Source organism: Myroides sp., from assembly GCF_032073645.1.
GTDB classification, from domain to species: domain Bacteria; phylum Bacteroidota; class Bacteroidia; order Flavobacteriales; family Flavobacteriaceae; genus Flavobacterium; species Flavobacterium odoratimimum.
On the sequence record NZ_DAMANB010000016.1, the window covers coordinates 1 to 23,993 of the forward strand.

At 33.6% G+C, this 23,993-nt stretch carries 20 protein-coding genes and 2 tRNA genes; 9 read left to right on the top strand and 13 right to left on the bottom strand.

Annotated features, from left to right (window positions below; genetic code table 11):
• Positions 1–97: 97 nt before the first annotated feature.
• The 6 genes from RT228_RS12075 to idi form a co-directional block, all read right to left on the bottom strand.
• Positions 98–171: transfer RNA gene (locus RT228_RS12075), tRNA-Thr, on the bottom strand.
• A 42-nt stretch (positions 172–213) separates the two neighbouring features.
• A tRNA-Thr gene (locus tag RT228_RS12080) sits at positions 214–287 on the bottom strand.
• Positions 288–368: 81 nt separating this feature from the next.
• On the bottom strand, positions 369–632 hold the full coding sequence (locus RT228_RS12085) for a hypothetical protein (protein ID WP_006260203.1): 264 nt from the start codon (positions 630–632) through the stop codon (positions 369–371).
• Positions 633–697: 65 nt separating this feature from the next.
• Positions 698–1,666: a type I phosphomannose isomerase catalytic subunit gene (locus tag RT228_RS12090; protein ID WP_006260204.1), complete on the bottom strand. Its 969-nt coding sequence runs from the start codon at positions 1,664–1,666 to the stop codon at positions 698–700.
• Between the two features lie 107 nt (positions 1,667–1,773).
• A complete protein-coding gene (locus RT228_RS12095; RefSeq protein ID WP_006260205.1) occupies positions 1,774–2,187 on the bottom strand; it encodes a 6-pyruvoyl trahydropterin synthase family protein in 414 nt (137 codons plus the stop codon).
• A 4-nt stretch (positions 2,188–2,191) separates the two neighbouring features.
• On the bottom strand, positions 2,192–2,719 hold the full coding sequence (idi, locus tag RT228_RS12100; RefSeq protein WP_006260206.1) for an isopentenyl-diphosphate Delta-isomerase: 528 nt from the start codon (positions 2,717–2,719) through the stop codon (positions 2,192–2,194).
• 262 nt (positions 2,720–2,981) lie between these two features.
• Here idi and RT228_RS12105 point away from each other — a divergent pair, with 262 nt between their 5' ends.
• Positions 2,982–3,218 (top strand): hypothetical protein, encoded by a 237-nt coding sequence (locus RT228_RS12105; protein ID WP_006260207.1) that lies wholly within the window; start codon positions 2,982–2,984, stop codon positions 3,216–3,218.
• 549 nt (positions 3,219–3,767) lie between these two features.
• On the opposite strand, the gene RT228_RS12110 is transcribed toward RT228_RS12105, so the two are convergent.
• Together RT228_RS12110 and RT228_RS12115 are read right to left on the bottom strand one after the other, a co-directional pair.
• Complete coding sequence (locus RT228_RS12110) at positions 3,768–4,220, bottom strand: hypothetical protein (protein WP_006260208.1); 453 nt, start codon at positions 4,218–4,220, stop codon at positions 3,768–3,770.
• A 77-nt stretch (positions 4,221–4,297) separates the two neighbouring features.
• Complete coding sequence (locus RT228_RS12115; protein WP_006260209.1) at positions 4,298–6,493, bottom strand: ATP-dependent DNA helicase RecQ; 2,196 nt, start codon at positions 6,491–6,493, stop codon at positions 4,298–4,300.
• Positions 6,494–6,582: 89 nt separating this feature from the next.
• Here RT228_RS12115 and RT228_RS12120 point away from each other — a divergent pair, with 89 nt between their 5' ends.
• From RT228_RS12120 to RT228_RS12145, 6 genes are all read left to right on the top strand, one after another.
• On the top strand, positions 6,583–7,548 hold the full coding sequence (locus tag RT228_RS12120; protein WP_006260210.1) for an SIS domain-containing protein: 966 nt from the start codon (positions 6,583–6,585) through the stop codon (positions 7,546–7,548).
• A gap of 32 nt (positions 7,549–7,580) precedes the next feature.
• On the top strand, positions 7,581–8,393 hold the full coding sequence (gene tatC / locus RT228_RS12125; RefSeq protein ID WP_006260211.1) for a twin-arginine translocase subunit TatC: 813 nt from the start codon (positions 7,581–7,583) through the stop codon (positions 8,391–8,393).
• A 17-nt stretch (positions 8,394–8,410) separates the two neighbouring features.
• Positions 8,411–9,151, top strand: coding sequence for an LPS export ABC transporter ATP-binding protein (gene lptB, locus RT228_RS12130; protein WP_006260212.1), 741 nt, complete (start codon positions 8,411–8,413; stop codon positions 9,149–9,151).
• A gap of 234 nt (positions 9,152–9,385) precedes the next feature.
• Positions 9,386–10,171: a polysaccharide biosynthesis/export family protein gene (locus tag RT228_RS12135; protein ID WP_006260213.1), complete on the top strand. Its 786-nt coding sequence runs from the start codon at positions 9,386–9,388 to the stop codon at positions 10,169–10,171.
• A gap of 4 nt (positions 10,172–10,175) precedes the next feature.
• The gene (locus RT228_RS12140; RefSeq protein WP_006260214.1) at positions 10,176–12,575 is read left to right on the top strand and encodes a GumC family protein; all 2,400 of its coding nucleotides are present in this window, start codon (positions 10,176–10,178) and stop codon (positions 12,573–12,575) included.
• Positions 12,576–12,813: 238 nt separating this feature from the next.
• Positions 12,814–15,033: an NADP-dependent isocitrate dehydrogenase gene (locus RT228_RS12145; protein WP_006260215.1), complete on the top strand. Its 2,220-nt coding sequence runs from the start codon at positions 12,814–12,816 to the stop codon at positions 15,031–15,033.
• Positions 15,034–15,095: 62 nt separating this feature from the next.
• On the opposite strand, the gene RT228_RS12150 is transcribed toward RT228_RS12145, so the two are convergent.
• Both RT228_RS12150 and RT228_RS12155 read right to left on the bottom strand, forming a co-directional pair.
• Positions 15,096–15,794: a LytR/AlgR family response regulator transcription factor gene (locus tag RT228_RS12150; protein ID WP_006260216.1), complete on the bottom strand. Its 699-nt coding sequence runs from the start codon at positions 15,792–15,794 to the stop codon at positions 15,096–15,098.
• Entirely contained in the window at positions 15,770–16,771 is a 1,002-nt protein-coding gene (locus RT228_RS12155) for a sensor histidine kinase (protein WP_006260217.1), read from the bottom strand. Before RT228_RS12155 ends, RT228_RS12150 begins: the two co-directional genes overlap by 25 nt.
• 156 nt (positions 16,772–16,927) lie before the next feature.
• Here RT228_RS12155 and RT228_RS12160 point away from each other — a divergent pair, with 156 nt between their 5' ends.
• Positions 16,928–19,342 (top strand): TonB-dependent receptor, encoded by a 2,415-nt coding sequence (locus RT228_RS12160; protein ID WP_006260218.1) that lies wholly within the window; start codon positions 16,928–16,930, stop codon positions 19,340–19,342.
• 4 nt (positions 19,343–19,346) lie between these two features.
• Positions 19,347–20,189, top strand: coding sequence for a DUF4249 domain-containing protein (locus RT228_RS12165; RefSeq protein ID WP_006260219.1), 843 nt, complete (start codon positions 19,347–19,349; stop codon positions 20,187–20,189).
• 29 nt (positions 20,190–20,218) lie between these two features.
• On the opposite strand, the gene recN is transcribed toward RT228_RS12165, so the two are convergent.
• Genes recN through coaBC form a run of 3 tightly spaced genes read right to left on the bottom strand, consistent with a single transcriptional unit; the run spans position 20,219 to position 23,977 of the window.
• Positions 20,219–21,874 (bottom strand): DNA repair protein RecN, encoded by a 1,656-nt coding sequence (gene recN, locus RT228_RS12170; protein WP_006260220.1) that lies wholly within the window; start codon positions 21,872–21,874, stop codon positions 20,219–20,221.
• A 17-nt stretch (positions 21,875–21,891) separates the two neighbouring features.
• Positions 21,892–22,776 (bottom strand): DUF4835 family protein, encoded by an 885-nt coding sequence (locus RT228_RS12175; RefSeq protein ID WP_006260221.1) that lies wholly within the window; start codon positions 22,774–22,776, stop codon positions 21,892–21,894.
• Entirely contained in the window at positions 22,769–23,977 is a 1,209-nt protein-coding gene (coaBC, locus tag RT228_RS12180; RefSeq protein ID WP_006260222.1) for a bifunctional phosphopantothenoylcysteine decarboxylase/phosphopantothenate--cysteine ligase CoaBC, read from the bottom strand. The genes RT228_RS12175 and coaBC overlap by 8 nt, the downstream gene beginning before the upstream one ends.
• Between the last annotated feature and the right edge of the window lie 16 nt (positions 23,978–23,993).

The window sequence follows — 23,993 nt, forward strand, 5'->3', positions numbered from 1 at the left end:
ACCCACGACCTGCTGATTACAAATCAGCTGCTCTAGCCAGCTGAGCTACACCGGCGACTCAATATTATTGTAATACTAATCTCTTTTAAAACTTTTGAGCCGATGGAGGGACTCGAACCCACGACCTGCTGATTACAAATCAGCTGCTCTAGCCAGCTGAGCTACACCGGCGACTCAATATTATTGTAATACTAATCTCTTTTAAAACTTTTGAGCCGATGGAGGGACTCGAACCCACGACCTGCTGATTACAAATCAGCTGCTCTAGCCAGCTGAGCTACACCGGCGACTCATTTTGCGAGTGCAAAGATAGCATGGTTTTTCAATCTTGCAACACAAAATGTATCTTTTTTAAATCTTTTTTTCGATTACATTGCGTTGATTTTTTCAACTAATTGACCTGCAACATCTTCTAGTTTTTTATAAACTCCTTTAAAATGTGCTTTTTTATTCTCAACGTTTTTTGCATTCACTGCTCCGATTAATTCATCGAAAGAAACAAACGCTTCTTCAAGTAATGCGTTAGTCTCTGCAGTTGGTCCTCCAGTTGTCATTTCTTGAATATAAATTGCTTGGATGATATCACCTAATACATAGTGAATATCTTTTTTTAGGTTTCTTACGCTTGCCATAATTTCCTTTATTTAGTATTAATTTTACGCAAATCTACAATATAAAAATGGGGTATACTACTCTTTTAAGAAACAAATATCTCTAAGATTGTAGCCTCACCACTTAAACTTATTTGTGTTACTGCTGCTGGTATTAGCACAGTTTGTCCACATCGTATAGAATACACTTCGTCACCTAATGTGATCTCTCCTTCTCCTTCTGTACACACATATAGATAGAATCTAGAAGCATCCTTCTCTTTGTGATAACTTCCTTTTAGAGGTATATAATTCACTGAGAAGAATGGACACGCTACTATTTCGTTAGATACATTCGCATCTTTAGTATAAGTCAACTCTACTTCTTTCTTATCATAGTTGATAGCATCTAGTGCCATATCGATATGGAGTTCTCTAGAATTACCCGAAGCATCTAGTCTATCCCAGTCATATACTCTATAAGTAATATCTGAAGTCTGCTGAATCTCAGCTAATAATACACCAGCCCCAATAGCATGGATAGTACCTGTCTCGATGAAGAATACATCTCCTTTCTTTACAGGTATCTCTTTTAATATAGAAGGCAATGTCTTAGCCTCTAAATGATGTAGATAGTCCTCTTGAGTCACTCCATCTTTAAAGTCTACTACTATTCTTGCATTTTCATCCGTTTGCATCACATACCACATCTCAGTCTTTCCAAAAGACCCATGGCGCTTCTGAGCTAAATCATCATTCGGATGTAACTGTATAGATAAATCTTCTTTTGCGTCTAGAAACTTAAACAAAAGAGGAAACTTCTTATCAAAACGGTTTATAATATAATCACCTAAGATTTCTTCAGGAAACTTCTGAATTAAATCATTTAAACTTAATCCTTCATATACCCCATTTGCGACAACGCTTACATCAGAAGATACACCAGAAATCTCCCAGCTCTCTCCTACCTCATTTGAATCAATATCTTTACCAAGTATTGATTTTAACTTCGTTCCTCCCCAAATTCTGTCTTTCAGAATCGGTTGAAATAGTATCGGATATTGTTTAAAACCCATATATTAATCACTTCTATTAAAAATAAGCTATTGCTTATCTATCTTTCCCAATCGCTATAAAAAACGAGGGTGCAAGTTACAACTTTTCCCATTAGCATACCCTATAATTAATAATCTCCTTTAAAAGAAACAAAGTTTCTAGCAGTTTCATACAATATCACTTCTAACTCTTTATCATTATTAATAAAAGGTCTTAATTTTTGCCATATCACTACTGCGATATTTTCTGCCGTAGGGATCAACTCTAAAAACTCTGGTACATCTAAATTCAAGTTTTTATGATCAAAGTTCTCTTCTATCTCCGATTTTATTAAATCTGATAGTTCTTTTAAATCCATCACAAATCCTGTCTCTGGATCTAGCTCTCCTGTTACCTGAACAATTAATTCATAATTGTGTCCATGGTAGTTAGGATTATTACATTTACCAAAAACAAGTTGGTTCTTCTCTTCTGACCATTCTTTTCTATGCAAGCGATGTGCTGCATTAAAGTGAGCTTTTCTACTAACAGTTAACCTCATACTATTATTTTTTTTGAGCTTCTATAAAATGATAAAACTTAGAAAAAATGATTTTAAACCAAGCTGTATATATATTAGGATTAGCCTCCATATCTTCCTTTATCCCTTCTATAGACATCCATTTCCATGCCTCTACTTCTTCTAGGTTGATATTTGGTTCATCATCGTAATATCCAATCATCACATGATCAAACTCATGCTCTGTCAGACCATTGTCAAATGGGGCTTTATAGATAAAACTAAAAACATCTTTTAGGGGCACTTCGAACCCCATTTCTTCCATTAATCTACGTCTACCAGCCTCTATATTTGTTTCGCCTACACGTTGATGACTACAACAAGTATTAGTCCACAATAAAGGCGAGTGATACTTTTCTAAAGCACGTTGTTGTAACATTACTTCATTATTTTTATTCAAAATAAAAACAGAAAATGCACGATGTAACAAAGCTTTTTCATGAGCTTCTATCTTTTCCATTACTCCTACTTGTTCATCTTGTTCATTTACTAATACCACTAACTCTTCTTTCATACCTAATAATTTATATCAACCTCAAAAATACAAAAAAGATACGGTTAAACTAATCTCTTTATCAGATAGCATCGTTATAAACCTGTCTTTATACTATAATATTCATTTATAAACGACTACACTGCCTCTTTTGTTATCTACTCCCTCGTTTTACCTTTCAATACTATTCATATGCAGTGCTTTTCCTTCTAGCTACTTCTACTGATTCTTCAACTATTTCTACTTATTTTTTGACTACTTTTGTACAAATGACAATTAGAAAATGGAAAGACAAATCAAACTTATTTGGGATTTTAAAGGGCCTGCTGGAGAAAAAACAGCCGAACATCACGTAATACATCTTAAAGAGTATGTCGCTATAGAACAACTACCTATCTTTATCATAGACTATACAGTACTAGCACCAGAGCATACTATCGCGTATATGGTAGTCAATGATGAGCAAATGAGACAACTAAGAGATATCCTAAAACCACATCGAGGAGAGCTATACGAATAGACCGCATCTGTGAATACATATATCAAGAGGTAACTTATTACATAGGTTACCTCTTTCTTTTTTACAACTCAGTACATCTTTTAACTATTAAGAAAAAGGACACTATTTTTTTTAATATTCGAATCTATATTTCACTTTTATAAGTACTTTTTCATGTTCTGAAAGGTCTTTTTTTCTATTCTATCTCCTCAATAAGAGCAAAGATCTGTCTTATAAAAAAAAAGATGTACTTTTTTTTAGCCCTTAAAACAACACAAAACACTAACAAACAACAAGTTAAACAAAAAATATCCTTTATAAACACAAACACCCTCTATAGCATATCCCCTTATAATACAGGTGTTATAAGCAATTCGCTCGACAATTCATGGACAATTACTCGAGATTGGTGGAGCTAGAGGTGACTTTGTCGAACAATCCTCCATTTACTCATCACCTATTCTCCTTCTATCTAAACTGTATGATTACTAAATACCTACCTAAACAAAGTGTCTAATATCCACAAAAAAAGGTGCTCTATAAGAACACCTTTTATCTATATATCTTTTGTTAAGCTAAAGCGACCAAAGTTTCTTTTAGCACTACATAGTTTTTATAATAACTTTCTATAATCTTGATTTTTTTCTTTCCACTATTCACTTCTATATAGCCATCTTGGTTAGTCCACCGCATATATAATGTATCTATATGTATCTGCACATCTTCTGCAGCTATATCTATAACTCTCTCCTGTCCCAATACTTTCTTATAATATATCTTTTCTCCATCAATCGTTATTTTGTTGAGATAAGGATATATTTTAACTACATAGTAGACTAATATAGAAGCCGTCACTACTCCACTTGCTATAGCACTCTCGATATTACTCACCCCGATATCGCCTTTCTTTGCTTTTAATATTAAGATTACAAATAAAATATTTATCATTAAAAGCACCATAGTAACGATACTAATCTTGACTAACGAAGATCGTCTAAAACACGATTTAAATATTTTTTCCATATTTTTAAAAAGAGTATATAAAAAAACCCTCAGTAGTCACCTACTGAAGATTTTAATTGTTCTATTTCTACTATGAACTAGTTCGCTTCTTTACTAATAAACTGAATACGCATTAATCGCAACTCTTCAGTATCATAATCTCCGTCAAACTCAGTCATCGCAGCCTTAATATTATCTGTCTCTGATTCCATAAAGTAATCATAGATTTCTTCTTGCTGATCTTCGTCTAAGACATCATCTATCCAATATGATATATTCAACTTCGTACCAGAATATACGATCTGCTCCATCTCTTTTAGCAGACCATCCATATCTAATCCTTTAGCACTCGCTATATCCGATAAAGATAACTTTCTATCTACATTCTGAATAATATAAAGTTTTAATGCGGAATTAGCACCTGTAGATTTAACAACTAAATCATCAGGTCTGATGATATCATTATCTTCTACATACTTACTAATCACATCTACGAACTCCTTACCATATTTCTTAGCCTTACCTTCACTTACTCCTATAATATTAGACATCTCCTCTAGAGTAACTGGATACTTAAGCCCCATCTCCTCTAATGAAGGGTCTTGGAATACTACGAATGGAGGTACACCATATTTCTTCGCTACTTTCTTACGCAGATCTTTTAGGATACCGATCAGAGCCTCGTCTATCACTAGACTAGCTTTACTAGCGATCACATCCAAATCATTTTCAGCATCAGAATATTCGTGATCTTCAGTCATCATAAATGACTTAGGATTATCTATAAACTGTAGCCCAGCTTCTGTCAGTTTTAACACTCCATAAGCTTCAATATCTTTGCGCAATAAGTCTGCTACTAATACTTGTCTAATAAGAGCTATCCAGTACTTCTCATCGTGATCCTTACCACAACCGAAAAAGTCTAATGTATCTGTCTTATTTACTTTTAACAATGCATTGATTTTCCCAAGTAGAGTGAATACTATTTCTTTCGTCTTATAAGATTGTTTCGTGTCTCTAATTACTTTCAATAATTGAACTACACTATCTTTAGCTTCTACTTTAGTCTTAGGATTACGGATATTATCATCCATATCAGCCCCTTCGCCATTGACTTCGTCAAATTCTTCTCCGAAATAATGCAGGATAAATTTTCTTCTAGACATCGATGTTTCAGCATACGCTACTACTTCTTGTAATAATGCATACCCTATCTCTTGCTCAGCGACAGGCTTACCAGCCATAAACTTCTCAAGCTTCTCTATATCTTTATATGAGTAATAGGCTAGACAGTGTCCTTCACCTCCATCACGTCCAGCTCTACCCGTCTCTTGATAATAACTTTCTAATGATTTAGGAATATCATGGTGTATTACATAGCGTACATCTGGCTTATCTATCCCCATACCGAATGCGATAGTAGCTACTACTACATCTACATCCTCCATTAAGAACATATCTTGATGTTTAGCACGGGTCTTGGCATCTAGTCCTGCGTGATAAGGCACAGCACTGATCCCATTTACCTGAAGTACATTTGCGATTTCTTCTACTTTCTTTCTACTTAGACAGTAGATCACTCCTGACTTTCCTTGGTGTTGTTTAATAAAGCGAATAATATCCGTCTCTACATTTTTCGTTTTAGGACGTATCTCATAGAATAAGTTAGGTCTATTAAACGATGCTTTGAAGGTATTCGCGTTTGGAATTTCTAAGTTTTTTAAGATATCCTCTTGTACTTTAGGAGTGGCTGTTGCAGTCAGTCCTATAATAGGTATATCACCAAGACTTCTAATAATGTTGCGCAGATTTCTATACTCTGGTCTAAAGTCATGTCCCCATTCAGAAATACAATGGGCCTCGTCAATAGCTACAAAAGATAATTTTTCCCCTTGTAAAAAGCTAACATACTCTTCCTTAGTTAAAGATTCAGGTGCTACGTATAGCAACTTTGTAATCCCACTTTTAATGTCTTCCTTTACCTGAGCTATCTCAGTCTTCGTAAGAGATGAATTAAGCACATGAGCCACACCATGCTCTGAAGATAAACTTCTAATAGCATCTACTTGATTCTTCATCAAAGCAATTAACGGTGAAACAACAATAGCAGTTCCCTCTAACACCAATGCAGGTAATTGATAACAAAGAGACTTCCCTCCTCCAGTCGGCATAATCACAAAAGTATTGTGTCCAGAAATAATACTTTTGACCACATCTTCCTGAAGACCTTTGAATTGAGAAAATCCAAAAAATCTCTTTAACTCTTTGTGCAAGTCAATTTCAGTTGATTTCATTATTTTTGTATGGTATTTTACATAAATTTGCAGTACCTAAAGGTACAAAATTTCTTTAGTTCAATCATAATATTTAACATTCGCTCATTTTGAATACATCAATTAACATATTAAACACCGCCAAGAATACTTTACTTTCTGAGAGTGAAAGCATTAAAAAACTAATCGATTATCTAACGGACGATTTTGAAAAAACTGTTAAAGCGATTTTCAACTGCAAGGGGCGAATAATTGTGACAGGAATAGGCAAAAGTTCACTAATTGGAGCAAAAATAGTAGCAACATTCAATTCTACTGGAACGCCATCTATCCATATGCATGCTGCAGAGGCAATGCATGGAGATCTAGGTCTAATCCAACCAGGAGACTGTATCATCTGTATCTCTAATAGTGGTAATAGCCCAGAAATAAAAGTATTAGCACCTATCCTTAAAAGACACAACAATACGCTTATTGCTATCACAGCTAATGAGAACTCGTTTTTAGCAAAAAGTGCTGACTATATCCTATTATCTAAAATAGACCATGAGGCAGAACAGAATAATCTAGCGCCTATGAACAGTACCACTGCTCAGCTAGTTTTAGGAGATGCCTTAGCAGCTTGTCTTATAGAATTGAGAAACTTCACTGCAGAAGACTTCGCAATGTACCATCCAGGTGGAGCATTAGGTAAAAAATTGTTACTTTTGGTGCAAAACATACTAAAAAGCGAAAACAAACCTGCGGTATCTCCAGACTCTTCTATCCAAGAAGTAATCGTAGAGATATCAGAGAAACGCTTAGGAGTAACTGCAGTAGTAGATAATGAGCAAATCATAGGAATCATAACAGATGGAGACTTGCGCCGTATGCTACAAAAAAGTAGTAATCTAAACGATTATAAGGCAAAAGACATTATGTCTATCAACCCTAAATCAATAGAGAGTTCTGAGCACGTATCTAAGGCACTGTCTATATTAGAGGACAACTCTATCACGCAATTACTAGTGACACAAAACAACAAATACGTAGGCGTAATCCACCTACATGATATATTAAAAGAAGGGATCGTATAAATATGGCAAACTCAGATAAATCAAAAAAGGAAATGTCTTTCCTAGACCACTTAGAAGAACTAAGATGGTTATTAGTTAGATCTTCAGCATTTATACTAGGAGGAGGGGCAGTCGCTTTTATTTTTAGTGATTTTATTTTTGACAAAATCATCTTCGCACCAAAAAGAAGTGATTTCGTTACCTATCAATTCTTTTGTAAAATAGCACAACGTTTTGATTTCGATAGAAGTTTTTGTTTACAAGACTTACCCTTCGAGATTCAGAATAGAACGATGGATGGACAATTCTCTGTATTAATTTGGACTTGTATTTCTGCAGGTTTTATTATTGCAGTTCCTTTCATTCTTTGGGAAATATGGAAATTCATCAGCCCAGCACTTTATACAAAAGAAAAGAAATACGCTAAACTATTTATCGTTGTATCTTCTTTATTATTCTTTATGGGAGTAGTATTTGGATACTACGTTATCACTCCACTATCTATTAATTTCCTTGCGAATTTACAGGTAAGTGATATCGTTAAAAACCAGATAGATATCAACTCTTATATAGGTCTTGTAAAAACGACATCTATAGCATGTGGTTTAGTATTCGAATTACCGATTATTATTTACTTCCTATCTGTGTTAGACTTAGTTACACCACAGTTCTTAAGAGACTATAGAAAGTACGCTATCGTATTAATATTAATCATCGCAGCTGTAATAACTCCACCAGATGTAGTAAGCCAGATTATAGTATCTATTCCATTACTTATTCTATACGAAGTGAGTATTTATATCTCTCTCTTCGTACACAAAAAGAATAAGAAGATAGAAGCAAGTAAAACAAAACAAATTGACTAATCTCATATTTTAAAATCATGAAATTAAGAGCTGATAATTTAATTAAGATGTACAAAAAACGCAAAGTTGTTAAAGGTATATCAGTAGAGGTTAATCAAGGAGAGATCGTAGGACTACTAGGGCCAAATGGTGCTGGTAAAACTACATCATTCTATATGATCGTAGGATTAGTAAAACCTAACAGTGGAAATATATATTTAGATAATACGGATATAACAGACTTCCCGATGTATAAACGTGCACAACATGGTATCGGGTACTTAGCACAAGAGGCTTCTATCTTTAGAAAACTAAGTATAGAGGACAACATCCTAAGTGTACTACAACTAACGAAACTCTCTAAAAAAGAACAAGAGGCGAAAATGGAATCTCTAATAGAAGAGTTCAACTTAAACCATGTACGTACTAACCGAGGAGATGTACTATCTGGAGGAGAAAGAAGACGTACAGAAATCGCTAGAGCATTAGCTACTGATCCTAAGTTTATTCTTCTAGATGAACCCTTCGCGGGAGTTGACCCTGTGGCAGTAGAAGATATCCAAAAAATCGTTGCGAACTTAAAAAACAAAAACATTGGTATCCTTATTACAGATCACAACGTTCAAGAGACTCTTGCTATTACAGACAAAACGTATCTTATGTTCGAAGGAGGTATCTTAAAAGCAGGTGTTCCAGAAGAGCTAGCAGAAGACGAAATGGTACGAAAAGTCTACTTAGGTCAGAACTTCGAGCTACGTAAAAAGAAACTAACGTTCTAAATAAGAATCAAAAGCCACTTTTACATATTTAACAGTTATTATTTATAGTTCTTTTAATTTCTGAGATTATTGTGTTTTTTATAATTAGAAAAAACGTGAATTATCCTAAAAACACTATACTTTTTATGAAAGTAACATTTTGTCTCTACTCAGAAAAAACTATATTTGACACTTTAAATAGTAAAACTCTTTTTTTTGACTATTTAGAAACTATATATTTGCAAAAAAATAACAATGAAAAATATAATTGCGCTAAAACTATCACTTTTCTTCTGCACTATGCTATTGCTAGGTTCGTGTGCATCTAGAGAGAGTGTTGTATACTACCAAAACGTTGAGGATGTATTACTAAAAGAGTCTAATGATAATAAATTTGAGACTCGTTTAAGAGCAGATGATTTGCTAATGATCATTGTATCTGCTGAAGATCCTGAAGCAGCTGCTCCGTTTAACTTAGCTAATACAATGACTACAAACCCTAACAATCCTGCTGGTAGTGGTACTATGACTCAACACTTATACTTAGTAGATAGTGATGGGAATATAGAATTCCCTGTATTAGGAACTATTAAAGTAGGTGGTAAAAGCAAAAAAGAAGCTGTAGAAATACTGTCAAAACAAATAAGCCAATATATCAATAACCCTATTGTCAACATGAGAATCATGAACTACAAAGTGACAGTACAAGGGGAGGTAAATAAGCCAGGTGTACACACTATCAATAGTGAGAGACTTACATTAGCTGAAGCAATAGCATTATCTGGTGACCTAACAGTATATGGAAAAAGAGACAATATATTACTGATAAGAGAAATAGATGGAAGAAGAGTTCCTATCCGTGTAGACATGACTAAAGCGGACTTTATGGTATCTCCATACTATTATTTAAATCAAAACGATATTGTATATGTAGAGCCTAACAAAACAAGAGTAAACTCTTCTGTAGTAGGACCTAACTTAAGTTTAGGATTATCTGCATTATCACTTTTAGTAACTGTAATAGCACTTGCTACAAAATAGAAAAATGGAAAACAAATTTGACAATCAAGAAAACTCTAATATAAACATACGAGAAGAACTAGAGAAATATTTAGTTCACTGGAGATGGTTTGTATTAAGTGTTTTTATTACTGTAGCTTTAGCTTTCGTTTATTTACGTTATAGCCAGAAGATATATTCTATCAATACTTCTATCATTGTAAAAGATGAAAAAAGAGGTGGTGGAATAGCGTCTGAAATGGCAGCATTCGCTGACTTAGGGATGTTCTCTGGTGGTAAAAGTAATGTAGAAAACGAGACACAAGTACTACAATCAAGAAGTCTTGCAGAAAGAACAGTTAGAAGATTACAATTAAATATAGCTTTAATCAATAACGATAGATTTGTAAAAAAGGATTTATATGGTAATAGTCCTGTTTCTATCAACTTTGTAGAGCGTGTTTTTGACTTTGATGATATCGAGTATTCATTTATTGTTAAAGATAGAACTGAATCGTCTTTCTTGTTATTAAATGATGAGGAAGAAGAATTAGGTACTTTTAAATATGATGAACCTATTTCTACTATATTAGGTAAACTTATCGTAACTAAGAATGTTCCTAAAAAAACAGGAACACTAGATGCTCTTAAAAAAGAAGGTGGTGAAGAAACTGTAAATGAAATACTAGTACAAGTAAAACCTATCCAAAAAGTCGTTGATTATTACGTAAAAGAGGTAAAAATAGCTCCTACTGATAAGTTCTCTACTGTGCTTGAATTATCATTGTTAAACGCTACGCCAGCGAAAGCAAAAGATTATTTAAACACATTGATTACTTTGTACAATGATGGTGCTATAGCTGATAAACGTTTTATCTCAGAGAAAACTTCAGAGTTCATCGACTCTCGTCTAGTCCTGATTACTGATGAACTAGGTGATGTAGAAAAGAACGTAGAGGGATATAAAGCTAGAAATAGCATTACTGATATTCCTACAGAATTAAAAATTCACTTAGAGAATGCTAATGTTTATGAAAAACAAATCATTAGTAATGAAACCGAATTAAAAGTTATCTCTTCTCTAATAGAGTTCTTAAAAAGCAGCAAACCAAACGAATTACTTCCTGGTAATATAGTATCGACAGATGTTAGCTCTAACAGCTTAATTGATCAATATAATAAATTAGTATTAGAAAGAAATAAGTTAAGTACTAGTACAACTAAGCTTAACCCGGCTATCGTTAAATTAGACGATCAAATCAACTCTATGAAAGCTTCTGTATTAGAAAGCCTTCTAAGAGCCGAGAGCAATCTAAAAATTACACGTAGAGAGTTAGCGTCTAAAGAATCTGAATTAAAATCTAAACTATCTCTTGTACCAAAACAAGAAAGAGAGTTCAGAATCATCGATAGACAGCAAAAGGTAAAAGAGGCTATCTATTTATACTTATTCCAAAAAAGAGAGGAAACTGCAATCGCTTTAGCAGCAACAGAACAAAATGCTAAAATAATCGATGTAGCTAAGAGTAGTGATAAACCAGTAGCTCCTAAAAAAGCAATTATCTTATTAGCCGCTCTTATCATGGGAGGATTAATACCATTTGCTTTAATCTACTTACGTAGCTTATTAGATACTAAGGTTAAGACTAGATTAGACATTGAAGAAAATACTCAAGTTCCATTCTTAGGTGATATACCACACTCTAACGATAATTCCAAAATCGTTAATATTGCGAGTAGAACGAGTACTGCTGAAGCTCTTCGTATCGTTAGAACGAACCTTGAGTTTATGCTAAGTGATGTACAGGAAGGTAATGCTAAGATGATATTCTTAACTTCTACATTCCCTAAAGAAGGTAAAACATTTACATCTGTAAATATTGCAGCTACAATTGCATTATCAGGTAAACGAACTCTTCTTATCGGATTAGATATTCGTAACCCTAGATTAGATGATTATATCATGCTTCCTACTAAAGGCGTATCTGACTACTTATTAAGAAAAGAGGACGATATCAACCAGTATGTTGTAAAAATAGATGGTTATGAAAATATGTATGCTTTACCAGCAGGTACTATTCCACCTAACCCAGCAGAACTATTAATGGGAGATAGAATAGGAGATATGTTTGAGACTCTTAAAAAACAATATGACTATATCATCGTAGATACAGCCCCAGTTAGTTTAGTTACAGATACCTTGTTAATCGCGAAATATGCTGATACGTTCATCTACGTAGCGAGAGCAAACTACCTAGACAAACGTATGCTTAAATTACCTAATGACTTACACAAAGAAGGTAAACTTCCGAATATGTCAATTATCTTAAATGATACTGAGACAAACAAAGGATATGGTTATGGATACGGATATGGTTATGGATATGGCCAAGATCTAGAAGTAGACAAACGCCCTTGGTGGAAAAAACTAATAAATCTAAAATAAGAACAAAGGTCACTCTTTTATAGGGTGACCTTTTTCATTAATATGATAAAATATTATATCAAAATGTACTAAAACAGAAATATAAAAAGTCTGAATTATCAAATTCGTAATTCAACTCTAAAAAGGGTATTAAGCCTAAACAATAACATACATATTTAGTATATTTGCTATATAAATTTCAAGTTTTAAACAAAATATATTTAACGATAATATTGTTTTCATTTAAAGTAAATAAAAAATGACACAAAAATCTAAAATCCTTTACACGTTTACAGACGAGGCTCCAATGTTAGCTACGTATTCGTTCTTACCTATTGTACAAGCATTTGCTAAAACAGCAAGTATAGATGTTGAAACAAGAGATATATCTTTAGCAGGACGTATTCTTGCAACTTTCTCTGAGTTCTTAAAAGAAGAGCAAAGAATCGGTGATGCATTAGCAGAATTAGGAGAATTAGCGAAGACTCCAGAAGCTAATATCATTAAACTTCCAAACATCTCTGCTTCTATTCCTCAGTTAAATGCTGCTATTAAAGAATTGCAAGTTCATGGTTATGCTGTGCCTAACTATACTGCAGATGCTAAGACTGAAGAAGAAAAAGAGATTAAAGCTAGATATGCTAAAATCTTAGGTTCTGCTGTAAACCCTGTGTTACGTGAAGGAAATTCAGATCGTAGAGCTCCTAAAGCAGTTAAAAACTATGCTAAAAAACACCCACACTCAATGGGAGCATGGTCAGCTGATTCTAAAACAAGAGTAGCTTCTATGTCTGAAGGTGATTTTTATGGTAGTGAAAAATCAGTAACTATAGCTGATAACTGTAAATATAAAATCGAATTTGTAGGTACTGATGGTGCTATTAAATTATTAAAAGATTACGCTCCTTTATTAAAAGGTGAAATCATTGACTCATCTGTACTAAACGTAAATAAATTAAAAGCGTTCGTTTCTGAATGTAAAGAAGAAGCTAAGGCAAAAGGTATCTTATTCTCTACTCACTTAAAAGCGACAATGATGAAGGTTTCTGACCCTATCATCTTCGGTGCTGTAGTAGAAGTTTACTTCAAAGAAGTATATGCTAAATATGCTACTTTATTTGCAGAATTAGGTATTATCCCAAATAATGGATTAGGTGATTTATACGCTAAATTAGCTGGACATGCTCAAGAAGCTGAAGTAAAAGCTGCTATTGATGCTGCTATTGCTAATGGTCCTGCTATCGCAATGGTGAACTCTGATAAAGGTATCACTAACTTACACGTTCCTTCTGACGTTATCGTAGATGCTTCTATGCCAGCTATGATCCGTACTTCAGGACAAATGTGGAATGCTGAAGGAAAATCACAAGATACTTTAGCTATCATTCCAGACCGTTGTTACGCTGGTGTATACCAAACTGTAATCGAAGACTGTAAAGCTAATGGTGCTTATAACCCTACTACTATGGGATCTGTTCCTAACGTAGGTCTTATGGCTCAAAAAGCGGAAGAATATGGTTCTCATGACAAAACATTCCAAGCTGATACAAATGGAGTAATCCGCGTATCTGATGATAAAGGAAATATCTTCTTCGAACAAAATGTAGAAGCTGGAGATATATTCAGAATGTGTCAAACTAAAGACGCTCCTATCCAAGACTGGGTTAAACTAGCTGTTAACCGTTCTCGTTTATCTGATACTCCTGCTATCTTCTGGTTAGATGAGAATAGAGCTCATGATAGAGAAATCATCGCTAAAGTAAATACATACTTAAAAGATCACGATACTACTGGATTAGATATCAGAATCTTAAACCCAGTAGAAGCTACTAAAGTATCTGTAGAAAGAATCCGTCAAGGTCTAGATACAATCTCTGTAACAGGAAATGTATTACGTGATTACTTAACAGATTTATTCCCAATCTTAGAAGTAGGTACTTCAGCTAAGATGTTATCTATCGTTCCATTAATGAATGGTGGTGGATTATTCGAAACTGGAGCAGGAGGTTCTGCACCTAAACATATCGAACAATTCATTGAAGAAGGATATTTACGTTGGGATTCTTTAGGAGAGTTCTTAGCTCTAGGTGCTTCATTCGAACACTTAAGCCAAACTCAAAACAACCCTAAAGCGATGGTATTAGCTGAGACATTAGACGAAGCTACTGCTAAGTTCTTAGACAATGATAAATCACCTGCTCGTAGAGTTGGATCTATCGATAATCGTGGTTCTCACTTCTACTTAGCAATGTATTGGGCAGAAGCATTAGCTAACCAATCTAAAGATGCTGAGTTACAAGCTAAATTTGCTCCTATCGCAAAAGCAATGACTGAAGCTGAAGCTAAAATCAACGAAGAGTTAATCGCTTCTCAAGGTAAAGCTCAAAACATCGGTGGTTATTACCAATCAAATGTAGCTGACACAGCTAAAGCTATGCGTCCAAGTGCTACTTTAAACCAAATTATTGACACTATCTAATATAGCATCGATATACTAAAAAAGGTCATCAGTTAACTGATGACCTTTTTTTATACTCTCTTTTATTGATCTAATAAAATTTGATACTTACGCCCAATAGGCACTTCATCGCCATTCATTAAAATGACTTTACTCATAAATCGCTCTTTTATACACTCTTTATTAATAATAAAAGAACGATGTACCTGAACAAAGTTATCTCCTATTAATTCTGTTTTAAACCCTACTAGCGACCCATATACAAAGTAACTCTTACGCCTACTTTTAGTAAATATCTTGATATAATTACCTGCACTTTCAACATACATGATATCTGACATTTCTATAAAATAATCAAAGCCATCTTCTTTTATTAATACTTTTTGAAGTTCGCTCTTGCGATTATTTTCTTTTCTATCCTTACAGAATACCTTTGCTTTTACAACTGCTTTAAGGAACTTACTAAAAGCTATTGGTTTTAATAAATAGTCGACTGCATCATTCTGATAAGATTCTAATGCAAATTCTGAATACGCTGTAGTCACAATCGTAGTAGGCTTAATAGGTAACATTTCTAGCAACTCTAATCCTGATACTAAAGGCATATTAATATCTAAGAATAATATATCTACTTCATTACTTTGTAAAAAAGTTAAAGCTTCTTTTCCACTATAAGCATGCCCTATACATTCTAAATCATCGCATTGCTTAATATGACTTAAAAGCACCTGATGTGCAGGTTTCTCATCATCTACTATTAAACACTGGTAGGTAATTCCCATAATTCTAAAGTGGTTTTATAATAATACTTTGATTTGTTCTTTGTAAATTTATATCTCAACTGGGAGACTTCTAGTCTTCTTTCTAGATTTAAAAGCCCAACACCTGTTCCTTTTTGCAACATTTCGTCAGGCAAACAACTGTTTTCTAATTCGAACAGCAAATGATTATCTCTAGCATATCCTCTTAATTTTATAAAAGGAAATTCAGTTTGTAAAGCAAATTTTATCGCATTTTCAACCAAACTAAAATACAAAAGTGGAGGCACTTGAAACTTCTCAATATCCCCTTCATATTTTATATCTACGACTAAATCGTTTGTCCTAAACTTATAGTAATTAAAATATTCTTTTAAAAATTCTATTTCTTGATCTAAAGAAACAAATTCTCTTTTGGTTGCTTCTAATTGATATCTCAATAAATGTGATAATTGCAAAATCCGCTCAGGCGTTTCCCTTGGATTCGTTAAAGCCTCCCCATATAAATTATTCATTGCGTTTAAAAGGAAATGTGGGTTTAACTGCATCTTGAGGAAGTCTAACTCAGCTACAGTATTTACCAAACGCTTTTCACGAACTGTAATATCATTAAACACCCATAAATGAATAAAATAAGTTCCAGAGCCTAAAAACATTAAAAATATAGTATTGAGAATTTCACTTAACCAAGAATCAAATCCATCTATAAGCATATTTAACAACCCAGTACCAATTAGAACAACAATCCAATAGATAGTAAATAATGGTAAAAAAATATTGTATCGTTTGGTAATCATATATCTCTTAATCAGCAAAATATTACTAATTAAAATACAACCATATACTATAAAGAAAGAAGGCACTAACTCTTCCCAAATCTCAGATAATGAGCGATCACTCTTATCTACAGAAGCGACGAATGTAAATACACTAAGAAGTAGAATGATAACCGACACATTCCTCAACCAAAAATTAGAATAAAATTTCCATAGTGACTTCATACAAACAAATGTAAAGAATCATTAATAATATCATTATCCTTTCATTACTATTTATTTGAAAGCCATTAAAATAATAGCTACTTCATCAGCGTTTAATTAAACAAATAGCAATAATTACTTATCTATTTTTGCATTGAAACATAATAAGATAAACGAATGATTAATCACAAAAAGTTTACCAATTATTTATTGGGACTGAGTTTCTACGTATCTACAATTCCTTTTCATGTACAGCATACGATGGCTAATGTCATAAATGAACAAGTACAAACAATATTAAAAGGAAAGGTACTAGATAAAAACTCTCCCCTTATAGGAGCTACTGTCTATATAAAAGAATTAGATCTAGCTACTACCACTAATGAGTTAGGAGAGTTTAGTATCTCTATTCCATCAGGACAGTATAATATTCTAGTATCATACTTAGGTTACACTAATCATCATGCTAATATAGACACAACTAAAGATAATACAGTAAAAATCATCCTAAAACCTGACACTGCACAATTAGACGAAGTAGTCATAGTAAAGAACTCTACAAAAGCAGACATTAGAACACCAGAGATGAGTGTCAATAAATTATCTATAGAGGAAGTTAAAAAAATGCCTGTTGTACTAGGCGAAACAGATGTTTTAAAGTCTATCTTACAACTCCCTGGTGTAACAAATGCGGGTGAAGGAGCGTCAGGATTTAATGTGCGAGGCGGAAGTGCAGGACAGAACTTAGTACTTTTAGATGATGCAAATGTTTTTAGCTCTTCTCACCTATTTGGTTTCTTCTCAGTGTTTAATTCAGACGCACTTCAAGACATCAAGCTATACAAAGGAGGAATACCAGCTAGATTTGGAGGACGAGCTTCTTCTGTATTAGAAGTATTCCAAAAAAATGGTAATACTGAGGAGTTTCATGGCACAGGAGGTATAGGAGTTATCTCTAGTAGATTAATGGCAGAAGGCCCTATGCAGAAAGGAAAATCTTCCTTCTTAGTAGCAGGAAGAGCCTCGTATGCACATTTATTCCTAAAGTTAACAGACAATAAGAACTCTGCTTATTTTTATGATTTAAACACTAAATTAAACTTTGATTTAAACGAAAACAATAAACTAACCTTATCTGGTTATTTCGGACGAGATGTATTTAGTTTTAGTCAGTTATTAAAGAACACCTTTGGAAACTCAATTTTAAATCTTCAATGGCATCATTTATTCTCAGATAATCTAAGTAGTAAACTTACCACTTCATACAGTGACTATGTATATGGTCTAGATATGGAAATAACTGGCTTTAAATGGGATTCTGATATTAAAAGTTACTCATTAAAATATGATCTAACTCATGACATCCATAGTAATCTTCAATTAAAATATGGAGTAAGTGGTCTTTACTATGATTTTTCTCCAGGAGTAATTAAGCCAACAAAACCAGACTCATCTATTATCTATAAGAAGATAGATTCTAAATACGCTTTTGAAGGAGGTGTTTATTTAGAAGCAGAACAGAGTATTGGTCAACATTTCAATTTAAACTATGGGGCTAGGTTTTCTACATTTACTAATCTAGGAAAAGAAAATATCAATCTATATCAAAACAATCAACCTGTAAGATATGACTCTGAACTAGGTTTATACAAGATGGCAGATATCATAGGGACTGAATCTTATAATAGAGGTAAGAGTATTCAAAACTACAATAATTTTGAACCACGCTTCGGCATTGCTTATATTATTAATGATGATCAATCTATTAAAGCTAGTTATAATAGAATGGCTCAGTATCTTCATTTAATGTCTAATACGGCAGCACCAACTCCATTAGATATCTGGACACCAAGTAGTAAATATATCAAGCCAGAACTCGTTGATCAAGTTGCATTAGGATACTTCAGAAACTTTAAAGAAGGAAAATATAGTTTAGAAACAGAGGTTTACTATAAAAAAGGAGATAACAGAGTAGATTATATAGATGGTGCACAACTGATAGGTAATGATGCTTTAGAACGCGTAATACTTAGTGGTGAATCTAGAGCATACGGACTAGAGCTATTGGTGCGTAAGAATCTAGGTAGACTTACAGGATGGGTATCCTACACCTTAGCAAAATCAGAGCAGAGAACACCTGGTAGAACACCAGATGAGCCAGGAATAAATAATGGTCAATGGTATAGAACTGCTTATGATAAAACACATGACTTTTCTGTTACGGCTATGTACCAATTAAACAAGAAGTGGGATCTTAGCGCTAGCTTTACCTTACAATCAGGACGACCAACATCTTACCCAGAAGGAAGATATGACTATTTAGGTCAGAGTGTTCCTAATTTTGGGAAAAGAGGTGCTTACAGCCTACCTGCTTATCATCACTTAGACGTATCAGCAACTTATACCCCTACAAAAAACACAAGTAGAAAGTGGCAAAGTGAATGGGTATTCGGCATATATAATCTTTATGGAAGAGCCAATGCCGCTTCTATATCATTCCGTGAACACAAAGATCACAGAGGACAGAATGAAGCTGTTAAAATGTCTATTTTCGGAATGGTTCCAAGTGTAACCTATAACTTTAAATTCTAATCAAATGAATATTCTCAAATATATAAGTATACTCTCTATTCTATTATACCTTACTTCTTGTGAGCATGTAATAGATATAGACTTACCAACAGCACCTCCAAGATTAGTTGTTGAAGGTAATCTCGATTTTGATGCAGAGAACAAACAAGATACCCTAAGTATCAATCTATCTTTGACTACAGATTTTTATAATCCACAAGCACCTAAAGTCCATAATGCAACAGTATGGGTAGAAGACGAAAAAGGAACTAAACATCAGTTCAAAGAACTCAATAAGACTGGAAGATATATCTCTACTTCTATTAAAAAAGACTTTGTGAAAAATAAATATAAATTACACATAGAGTATGATAATGATATTTATGAAGCAACCGAAAGGTTAGTTGAAACTCCTAAAATAGAAAGGTTAGAACAAAGAAGAGAAAAGTTCTTTAATGATTACTATTATACGATTAGAATTTACTTTCAAGATACAGATAAAGGTGATAATAAATTAAATTATTATTACACTAATTTACTTTGGGAAAATAAAAGACCTGCCTTAAGTGTTCGTTCTAACGAGTTCTCTAAAGGTAAACTAATAGAAGACATATCAACAGACAAAGATTATGAACCTGGTGACAAGATACAAATAGATCTACATCAAATCTCTAGAAACTATTATGATTATATGTGGCTTATAACTGATGCTTTAAACAATGGAGGAGGTCCTTTTCAGACACCTATTTCTAAAATAAAGGGGAATGTCAAAAACCTTACTACACCTGATAAAGAAGCACTAGGATACTTTAGAGTAACTGAGAAGCAAACTATATATCACACTATTTTTGAACAACCTAAACCGTAAATAAAAAAGCCATCATGTGATGGCTTTTTCTATTTTGATAATAACTCTTTAGCATGAACTAAAGCAGAATCACTAATATCTTTCCCTGATAACATCTGTGCTATCTCTTTCACTCTACTCTCATAATCTAATAATGTCAATTGTGAAGTAGTCGTTTCGTCATCAGATGTTTTGTACACTTTATAATGTTGCTTCCCTTTTGCTGCTATCTGAGGTAAATGCGTAATAGCAAACACCTGCATATGAGTACTCATATCTTTCATAATCACTCCCATCTTATCAGCTACTTCTCCAGAAACCCCAGTATCTATCTCATCAAAGATAATAGTAGGCAAATTAGAATACCTAGCTAATATTGCTTTTATCGCTAACATAATTCTAGACAATTCTCCTCCTGAAGCAACTTTCTTTAGCACACCGAAATCCATTCCTTTATTAGCAGAAAACAACAGTTGTAACTCATCTTTCCCATTAGCTAAAAAATTCTTGGATACAGTGAAGTCAAACTTGAAGTTGGCATTAGGTATTCCTACTAATGACAATATCTCTAATAGTTGTTTGACTAAAACAGGAACAGCCTTTATTCTCGATTCTGAGAGCTTATCTCCTACTTCGTGTAAAACAACACTTAACTTATCAATTTCTCTTTCTAATGAGCTTATTTTATCGTCTATTCCACTAGCTAGATCTACTTTCTCTTCCAGTTCACTTCTAATAGCTAATAATTCTTCTACAGTAGCTACTTGATGTTTTCTCTGTAGATTATATAGTAATTGTAAGCGATCATTAATTAAATCTAATTGTTCAGAATCTGCAGACACATTATCTAATTGGCGTTCTATCTCATCAGACAGATCTTTCAGCTCTATTTCTACACTACTAATACGAGTATATAACTCTTCATAATCTTTAGAAATGGTACTCGTTTTCTGTAATAATTGCTTTACCTCCTTCAATCTATAAACCGCCCCTACTTCATCGTCTGCCAAAAGATTAATTGATTGTCCAAAGCTTTCTCTTACAAACTCAACATTATTCAGTTTTTCGTACTCTTGCTCTAATTCTTGTTGATCTAATCCATCAAGGTTACCTTGAATCAACTCTTCTAAAAGAAAAGCATTATAATCTTGTTCTTTGATTAAATCAGCCTGTTGTTGTTGTAAACTTCTTAATTGTGTTTGGGCTTTCTTGTATAATACTAAATGTCCTTTATACTCCTCTAAAATATTGCTATTACTTGCAACTGCATCAACAATTTGCATTTGGTAATTTTCATCAGACAATTCCATTGTTTGATGTTGGGAATGTATATCTATTAAGTGTTCTGTTAATTGTTGCAAATCAGATAAATTAACAGGGCTATCATTTACAAAGGCTCTAGATTTACCAGAAGGAGAAATCTCCCTTCTTATAATCGTCACATCTTCATATTCTAATTCTAACTCATTGAATAAATCCTTCAATCCATATTTACCAATACTAAAATGACCTTCTATAACACACTTCACTTCTTTATCCTTTAGAGAAGATAAATCAGCACGTTTTCCTTGTAACAAACCTAATGCACCTAACACAATAGACTTACCAGCTCCTGTTTCACCTGTAATAATAGAAAAGCCATCAGAAAAATCTATTTCTAATGTATCAATAAGTGCAAAGTTTTTGATTGTTAATGATATAAGCATATAACTTAATTTTAGAACTAAAGACTATTCCATTTTAATCCATTTAATGGAGCTAATTTATTCAATAATTCCACTACACGTTTCTTATTTTTATCTGTCACTCCACCATAAACACCTATCAACTCATCTGTTTTAGAATCAAAGAAAACACGTGTCAGAAAAGAATTTGGTCGAGTAGAATTAAAACCTTCTAAAGCTGTTAAAGCTTGCAGAATACCATCTCTTCCATCCGCTACATTATCACTCATACGATCTAATCCTAAACGGTGATATTTATATAAAGCATCTTTATAAGCCTCTCCAACTCCCGAAGCTAAATCACTAATAAAAGAATATCTTGTATTACTACCATCCCCTTGCTTCCATCCTCTATAATTTCCTTGCTGAGCAATAGAAGCTATACCATTTGCTGTTTGCAAATAAGTACTCCCTCCACCTTTACTAAACGTTTCTGCGTCCAATCCTATAATTAGATTCGCATAAAATCCTATCAAAGAAGTCAAATTAGAGTCGTATGAATTGGGATTGTAATAAAGAGATTCAAACTCAATATAATTAAAAACAATATCCTTATCGTTGAACAATAATACTTGTGTAGAATATCCAGATCCATAAACAGGTCTAGATGATTTGACCTGAAGGGTTCCAGATACTGTATTATTACCGTAAGTAGTTACATTCAGAAAGAACATACAATCTATCCTCTCCACTGGAGAAAACTTCTTAGATGTCCAACTGGTATTGTTTATAAAATCTTTAAGTGATTTCTCTAGTGATTTGAAATAAGCTTGATTACTATTTCCTACTTGGCTATGGTTAACCGTTACTATTGCATTAAGCTCCTGAGCATAACTGTTTAGAACTATAAAAAGCGAACCAAAAAGCCAAATAAGTTTATTCATAATGTTTAATTATCTTATATATAATATCCTGAGCTACTTCTTCTTTAGATTTTAATTCCTTAGGTTCTATATTAAAATCTTTATCTATAAAGGTAACCTTATTCGTTGGTTTTCCAAAACCTGCTCCTTCATCTTTTAAAGAATTTAAAACAATTAAATCTAAATTCTTCTTCTTGATTTTAGCTTTTGCGTGTTCTATCTCATTTTGAGTTTCTAGTGCAAAACCTATCAGAAACTGTTCTTTCTTTATAGCACCTAGTGAAGCTAATATATCAGGATTCTTATCCATTTCTATTATAAACTCTTCACTGTTCTTTTTAATCTTTTCAGTAGCTACTTCTTTAGGTCGATAATCTGCTACTGCAGCAGCGGCAACCACAGCATCCACATCAGCATAATACTGATGACACGCCTCATACATCTCCATAGCAGACATAACCGAGATAACCTTTACTCGTTCATGCGCTATTTTCTGATTGCTAGGACCTGATACTAATACTACATCAGCACCTTGCTTAGCAGCCTCTAGAGCGATATCATACCCCATTTTTCCAGAAGAATGATTACCTATAAAACGCACAGGATCTATAGGTTCGTATGTAGGCCCCGCAGTTATTAATAATTTTCTTCCTTTTAGGGGCAAATTATTTAACAACACATCTTTTACAGCCTGCAAGATTGTCTCAGGTTCAGCCATACGACCTTTCCCAACTAAACCACTTGCTAATTCACCTTCCTCAGCAGGAATGATAAGATTACCATAACCTTCTAACAAGGCTAAATTACGGTCTGTAGTAGGGTGCACATACATATCTAAGTCCATCGCAGGTGCTACCATAACAGGGCACTTAGCAGATAGATAGATTGCCATTAAGAGATTATCGCAATATCCATTAGCCATCTTCGCTAATGTATTGGCAGTCGCAGGAGCTATAACCATTAGGTCAGCCCAGAGTGCTAAATCAACATGATTATTCCATGTCCCTCCTTCACCAGCATCATTGAAGAAATTTGTATATGCTGGATTCTTTGATAAAGTAGATAAAGTATAAGGAGTTACAAATTGATGAGAAGCAGGTGTCATGATCACTTGGACCTCGGCACCTGCTTTTATAAGTAAACGTACTAAGTGTGCCGTCTTATACGCGGCAATTCCACCAGTTACACCTAGTATTATTTTTTTACCGCCTAAACTTGACATCACTAAGTATTATTTA